Below are 6087 nucleotides of genomic sequence, written 5' to 3'. Positions count from 1 at the left end.
GCGTTCTATGATCCACGTCACATCTGCTTATTGTCAACAATCAGGTGATCGCGCAGTCCCATGCCGCGGCAGCATCCACGCGAGTTATGTGATTCAGAGCACATGCAGTAGATTGTAAACAATCTACTGCCGTTTTTGGAGGTGTCCTTTGCTGTTCAGCGAAGAGGAGTACGCGGTACGCCTTGCTGGCGCACGGGTTCGGATGGACAATCAGGGCCTTTCGGCCTTGCTGGTAACCGACCCGGCGAACATCTACTATCTGACCGGGTACAACGCGTGGTCCTTTTATACCCCGCAGGTGGTCTTCGTGCCTGCTGATGGACCCATGCTCTTCTTTGCCAGGGCCATGGATGCCAGCGGTGCCTCCCGCACAAGCTGGCTGCCTTCGGAGTGCATCGTGGGGTACCCGGAACAGTATGTCCACCGGCCGCATGTGCATCCCTTTGACTGGGTGGCCTTTGCGCTGCGGGAGCGCTATCTCATCGCCCCCGCAGCCAAGGGTTGTGTGGGGCTGGAAATGGACTCGCACTTTTTCTCCCCAAAGGCGTACCGTTCCCTCGTCAACGCCATTCCCGAATGGACCCTGGTGGATAGCTTCGAGCTGGTGAACTGGGTCCGTTCCATCAAGTCCCCCGCAGAAGTGCAGCTGATGCGCGGCGCAGCGCAGGTCTGCATGGCAGCGATGCAGGCTGCCGTCGAAACGATCGACGTCGGCGTCCGCCAATGCGACGCCGCTGCCGCCATCAGTCAGGCCCAGATCAAGGGCGCCGGCGGCATCGGCGGAGACTATCCGGCAATTGTGCCGATGCTCCCCACCGGGGAGGCCGCGGACACTCCGCACCTGACCTGGAGCGAGGACCGCTTCGAGGCCGGCCAGGCCGTGGTCATCGAACTGGCCGGCGCCCACCAGCGCTACCACGTCCCGCTGGCGCGCACCCTGACCCTGGGCAAGAAGCCGGACCGCCTTGGAAAGTTGGCCGACGCCGTCGCCGACGGGCTGAACGCGGTGCTGACCGAGGTGCAGCCCGGTGTTCCCGTGAGCGAGCTTGCCCGGGCCTGGAACTGGACGCTGGCCAAGTACGGCCTGGAAAAGCCATCCCGCATTGGTTACTCGATCGGTGTCGGCTATCCGCCGGACTGGGGGGAGCGCACGATTTCCATCCGCTCCGAGGACGAATCCGTCCTGGCGGAGAACATGACCTTCCATGTGATCGGCGGAATGTGGATGGACAACTACGGCTACGAACTCTCCGAATCGATCCGCGTCACCGCCGACGGCGTGGAAACCTTTACCAGCTACCCCCGCGAACTCATCCAGAAAGGCGGCTAGGCCATGACTGTTGACCACTTTGCCACCCGATCCCGCACCCCACTGCCTTTGGCTGATCGTACAGCCGACCTCGTAGGCTCGGTCATTGATTCCAGCACTTCCCTGCTGGCCGCGCAGACGCACGACATTGTCCGCTTCGCCATGGGCTCTCCGGCGGACGAAGCCATCCCGCTGGCTGAGTTCCGCGACATCGCGGACAAGGTCATCGACCACAGCTCCATGACCTACGGCGCCACCGAGGGCGAGCCTGTGCTGGTGAAGGCCCTCGTGGAATACCTGGCCGGCACCTCCGACCCGACCTCCGAGGAACGAGTCACCATTACCGCCGGCGGCATGCAGGGCCTTGACCTGGCGTGCAAGATCTTCATCAACCCTGGTGACCTTGTCATCGTGGAAAGCCCGACCTACACCAATGGCAGCGCCACTGCACTGAGCTACGGCGCTGAGCTGCTCGAGGCACCCATGGACGAGAACGGGCTCATTGTGGAGGCGCTGCCGGAGCTGGTGAGGGCTGCGGGCCGTACGCCCAAGGCGATCTACACCATCCCGAACTTTCAAAACCCCTCCGGGACCACGCTCTCCCTGCCGCGCCGCCATCAGCTTCTGGAGCTGGCGCACGAGTGGAACTCGGTCATCATTGACGATGACCCGTACGGGTTGCTGCGTTTCGAAGGCGAAGACCTGCCCTCGCTGCAAGCGCTGAGCCCCGGGGATCCGCTGTTGTTCTCCGTCCGGACCTTCTCCAAGATCCTGGCCCCGGGCCTGCGCGTGGGCTGGGTTGACACGGATCCCGCGTTGCGCCAGCTGGTCATCAATGCCAAGCAGGCCATGGACACCTGCGCCAATGTTCCAGCCCAGCACATTGTTGCGGAGTTCATCCGCCGCGGCGGCCTGGACAGCCACCTCGCCGGTCTGCGCACTGAGTACAAACGCCGCAAGGACTCCATGCAGGAAAGCCTGCGCCGACACCTGGGCGACAGGGTCACCACCACCGATCCCAAAGGCGGCTTTTTCCTCTGGCTTACGCTCCAGGGCGAGGACGCACAGATCTCCACCACCAAGCTCTTCGAGACGGCGCTGACCGAAGGCGTAGCCTTCATCCCGGGGCCAGCCCTGTCCGCCAGCGGAAAGTTCGGCGACGCCCTGCGGCTCTGCTTCGCCTCCACCACACCCGAACGGGCGGAGGAAGGCATCATGCGGCTCCGCCGCGCCATGGACCGTGAATTGGACGCCCGGAAAGACGGAGCCAGCGCTTGAAAACTGCCGCTCTTGAGCAGAAGGCACAGCGGGATCCTGCCCAGCACGCCTTGGAACAGCAGGTCCTTAAGCTGATCAACGAGGACGACATCGTCGCGCTGACCACTGCCCTGGTAGCCGCTGCCGGAGAAAACCCCGGCGGCACCGAGGAGGCAACGGTGGAGGTCCTGAAAAGCTTCAGCACGGGTGCAGGCCTTGAAGTGGCAACTCAAACGGTAGCGCCGGGACGGCCGAATTTCACGGCCGTCCTGCCCGGTGGAGCACGGCCGGGTCTGCTTTTCCTGGCCCATTCTGATGTAGTGCCCGCAGGGACCGGCTGGGAGCGTCCGCCGTTTGAGCCATATGTACGGGACGGCAGACTCTTCGGCCGCGGTTCCACCGACATGAAGGGCGGACTGGCAGCAGTCCTCATTGCCCTAAAGGCCCTTAAGGACGCTGGGGCAGAACTGCCCGGAAACGCGGCGCTGGCCTGCACGGTGGACGAGGAGGACCTGGGCATTGGCATACGGGCCTTCACCTCCGCCGCGTTGGCGAATCCGGCGTTTCCCTACTCGGGATGCGTGGTGGCCGAACCCACCGACCTCGAAACGGTGATCGGCTGCCGCGGCGACAGCTACATCGAGCTGAAAGTCACCGGCAAATCGGCCCACTCCGGCCGTCCCGCTGATGGCCGGAACGCCATCGACGCCGCCGCAAAAATCCTGGAACTTGTCCGTGCGGACCACGACAGGCTGCAGGCAGACCAGGACGCCCTGCTGGGCTCCGGAAGCTGGAACATCGGCCTCATCCGGGGCGGAACCGGAACATCCATGGTGGCTGCCGAGTGCACCGTTTCCCTAGACCGCCGGCTCATGCCCGACGACGACGCCCAGCTGATTCTGGACCGGCTCCGCACGCAGATCAGCGAAGCCCGCATTGATACTGATGGCATCTCGGTGAAGGCAGCTGTCACTATGGAGATGCCGGGCTTCCGAACTCCCGAGGATCACCTGCTGGTGACCAACTCGGTCGCCGCACTGGCCGACGCCGGCGTGAGCAGCGATGTCACCGGCTGGACGGCTGCCTGCGACGGTGGCTTTATCGCCCGCGACCTCGGCGTCCCCGCCATCGTGATGGGACCTGGCGGACTCAACGACCAGGCCCATCAGGTCAACGAATCGGTGAGTATCGCCGAGCTTGTGGCGGCGGCCCGCGCCTACGCCCTCATGTGCCTGCGGCACAACGCTAACTGACTGACCGCAGAATGAAAGAACGGCTGGCTGCACGTTATGTGTAGCCAGCCGTACTTCCTCGCTTAGGTATCCGGCTTTGTCTCAAAGTCGTCAGCGCGGGAGAAAGTCAGCGTCTCATCGCGCGCAAACACATTTCCGGGAACCCAGCCCGTGTCGACGTTGAGCAGCAGGTTGCTGCGGCCGCAGAAGACAGCCAGGTCAACGATGGTATGGACCTCACCCGTGTCCGAATCCGCCTCGTTGCCATGCGAAGCCGTCTTCAGATCATTGGACGTGAATGTGAACTGACAAACGTCGCAGGGGATCGGTGAGACCGTGGTGTTCTCGGCCCCGGGCTCCTTCGGATCGAAGGCCGGAAACAGATTGTCGATCTCGTTCCGGGCGTACTTGCCGTGGAACACCTGGCTACTCTGCGGCAGGGCGTCCCAGACCGCTTTGCTGGTGCGATGCGCGACATCGTCGAGGAGGAGCGCCCCCGGGATTGAGGTGCATACTAATAGTGCACGCTGCTTACTTCCGGGTTGATCTCAGGCTATGTGGGCTGCGTCAAGATTGTCCACAATCTCACCGCCCTTCTTTCATGATTCATGGATTCATGGCGGCACGCACTCGACCGACGTATTATTATCGACAATAAAAAACAGGTCCAGTTGTCGAGAGGACCTGCATGAGCCAAAACGAAGAAACTGCATCCACCAGCGTTAGGGGCAGCAACCGCGTGAAGCACTCCATGGCCGAGATACTCAAGGGCGGCGTCATCGTGGACGTCGTCAACGTCGGGCAGGCCCGCATTGCTGAGGATACCGGCGCCATGGCAGTCATGGGGCTGGAACACGTTCCCGCCGACATCCACGCCCAGTGCGGCGTGTCCCGTAGGTCCGATCCGGACATGATCGAGACAATCATCGCGGCCGTGTCCATCCCGGCCATAACGAAGGTCCGGATCGGCCACCTCGTCGAGGCGCAAGTCATTCAGACCCTCGGTGTGGATTACATCGAAGGACGTCGCAGAGAGCCATGAAGTAGGCGATGCCACCACCCTCGCTGACAACACCGTCATGGCACTGATCGCCAGCTCACCGCGCAAGTAAATCTGATCACTCAAGTAGAGTACGGCGACGGCGCTTCCCACGACGGTGGGCGGCGCTGTCGCCGTCGCATGTCATTCCCTGGTGCGGGAGAGGGCTACCTGGTTGGGTGGGGAGCTACTTCGTGACGTAGCCCAGCTTCTTGTCCACCCGGTTGACCAGGGGCCTGCTGTGCAGCCAGAGGCCCAGGTTCTTTTCGAATTGGTGGGCCAGCGTCTCACGCCAGCCCAAGACATCGCCGGACATGTGGGCGGAAATGTGGACGTTGTCCATGCCCCAGAATGGGTGGTCGGCCGGCAGCGGTTCTACATGGAAGACATCCAGCGAGGCTGCCGCGATGGCACCGCTCCGGAGGGCCTCCACCAGAGCGTCTTCGTCAACGAGGGCGCCCCGGCCGACATTCACCACGTGCGCGGATGGCTTCATCGCCTGCAACACTTCGGTGCTGAGGATGCCGCGGGTGTCCTCGGTCAGGGGGGCGATCATCACCATGTGGTCTGCCCAGCTGGCGTGGCTGGCCAGGTCTGCGCTGGAAACCACCTCGTTGAAGTCGGCATCCTGGCCGCGCACGGTTCGCCCGGCGCCGAGGACATTCAGGCCCACGGCTTTCAGGAGCCTGGCCGTAGCCCGACCGATGCCCCCGGTGCCGACTACCAGGGCGTTCTGCCCGGCTGTCCGTTGGACTTCGCGGTGCTGCCACACCTTCTGCTGCTGAAGGTCCTTGCTGATATGCAACTGCTTGTCGTGCGCGAGGACCGAGGCAAGCACAAACTCCGCGATGGACTCGTCGAAGGCGCCGTGGGCGTTGGTGACCAAAACGTCGGACTCGCGCAGTTCATCGAAGAGCAGGGAGTCCACGCCCGCCGCCGCAACATGCACCCAGCGAAGCGAATCGGCCTGCTGCCAGGCATCCCGTAGTGCAGTGGAGAAGAAGTCCCAGAGAAAAATGACCTCGGCGCCCGGAAGCGCCCCGGCCAGCCCGGCCGCATCTGTCATCACCACATCGGCGTGCTGTCGGATGTTATCGAGGTTATGAGGAGGAGTAACCCCCTCCGTCGTCAGAATGACAACCTTTGGCCGGCTCGTTGTGTCCGGCGTCTTATTTAGCGTGTCCACGCCTCCACTCTAGTTGCACGTGGCGATTGTTGACAATCATTCAATCTGGGGGACAATTGTGTCT

5 protein-coding genes and 1 pseudogene are annotated in these 6087 nt (G+C 62.9%); 4 read left to right on the top strand and 2 right to left on the bottom strand.

Features of this window, described 5'->3' with window-relative positions:
• Positions 1 to 148 precede the first annotated feature (148 nt).
• The 3 genes from ACX80T_RS16215 to ACX80T_RS16205 are packed head-to-tail and all read left to right on the top strand — an operon-like array spanning position 149 to position 3819.
• Complete coding sequence (locus ACX80T_RS16215) at positions 149 to 1330, top strand: M24 family metallopeptidase (protein WP_024476187.1); 1182 nt, start codon at positions 149 to 151, stop codon at positions 1328 to 1330.
• Between the two features lie 3 nt (positions 1331 to 1333).
• Complete coding sequence (locus ACX80T_RS16210; protein WP_024476188.1) at positions 1334 to 2587, top strand: aminotransferase-like domain-containing protein; 1254 nt, start codon at positions 1334 to 1336, stop codon at positions 2585 to 2587.
• Positions 2584 to 3819 (top strand): M20 family metallopeptidase, encoded by a 1236-nt coding sequence (locus ACX80T_RS16205; protein ID WP_024476189.1) that lies wholly within the window; start codon positions 2584 to 2586, stop codon positions 3817 to 3819. Before ACX80T_RS16210 ends, ACX80T_RS16205 begins: the two co-directional genes overlap by 4 nt.
• 62 nt (positions 3820 to 3881) lie before the next feature.
• Here the strand turns inward: ACX80T_RS16205 and ACX80T_RS16200 are convergent, their stop codons facing one another.
• Positions 3882 to 4301, bottom strand: coding sequence for a DUF3830 family protein (locus tag ACX80T_RS16200; protein WP_084442834.1), 420 nt, complete (start codon positions 4299 to 4301; stop codon positions 3882 to 3884).
• A gap of 185 nt (positions 4302 to 4486) precedes the next feature.
• Between ACX80T_RS16200 and ACX80T_RS16195 the strand changes: the two are divergent.
• A pseudogene (locus ACX80T_RS16195) lies at positions 4487 to 4819 on the top strand (pyridoxal 5'-phosphate synthase lyase subunit PdxS); the annotation flags it as partial.
• Positions 4820 to 5024: 205 nt separating this feature from the next.
• Here the strand turns inward: ACX80T_RS16195 and ACX80T_RS16190 are convergent.
• Positions 5025 to 6023, bottom strand: a complete 999-nt coding sequence (locus ACX80T_RS16190) for a D-2-hydroxyacid dehydrogenase (RefSeq protein WP_024476192.1) — start codon at positions 6021 to 6023, stop codon at positions 5025 to 5027.
• Between the last annotated feature and the right edge of the window lie 64 nt (positions 6024 to 6087).

The organism is Arthrobacter sp. Sr33, from assembly GCF_054511195.1.
This window is presented reverse-complemented; position numbering and strand designations above follow the sequence as displayed.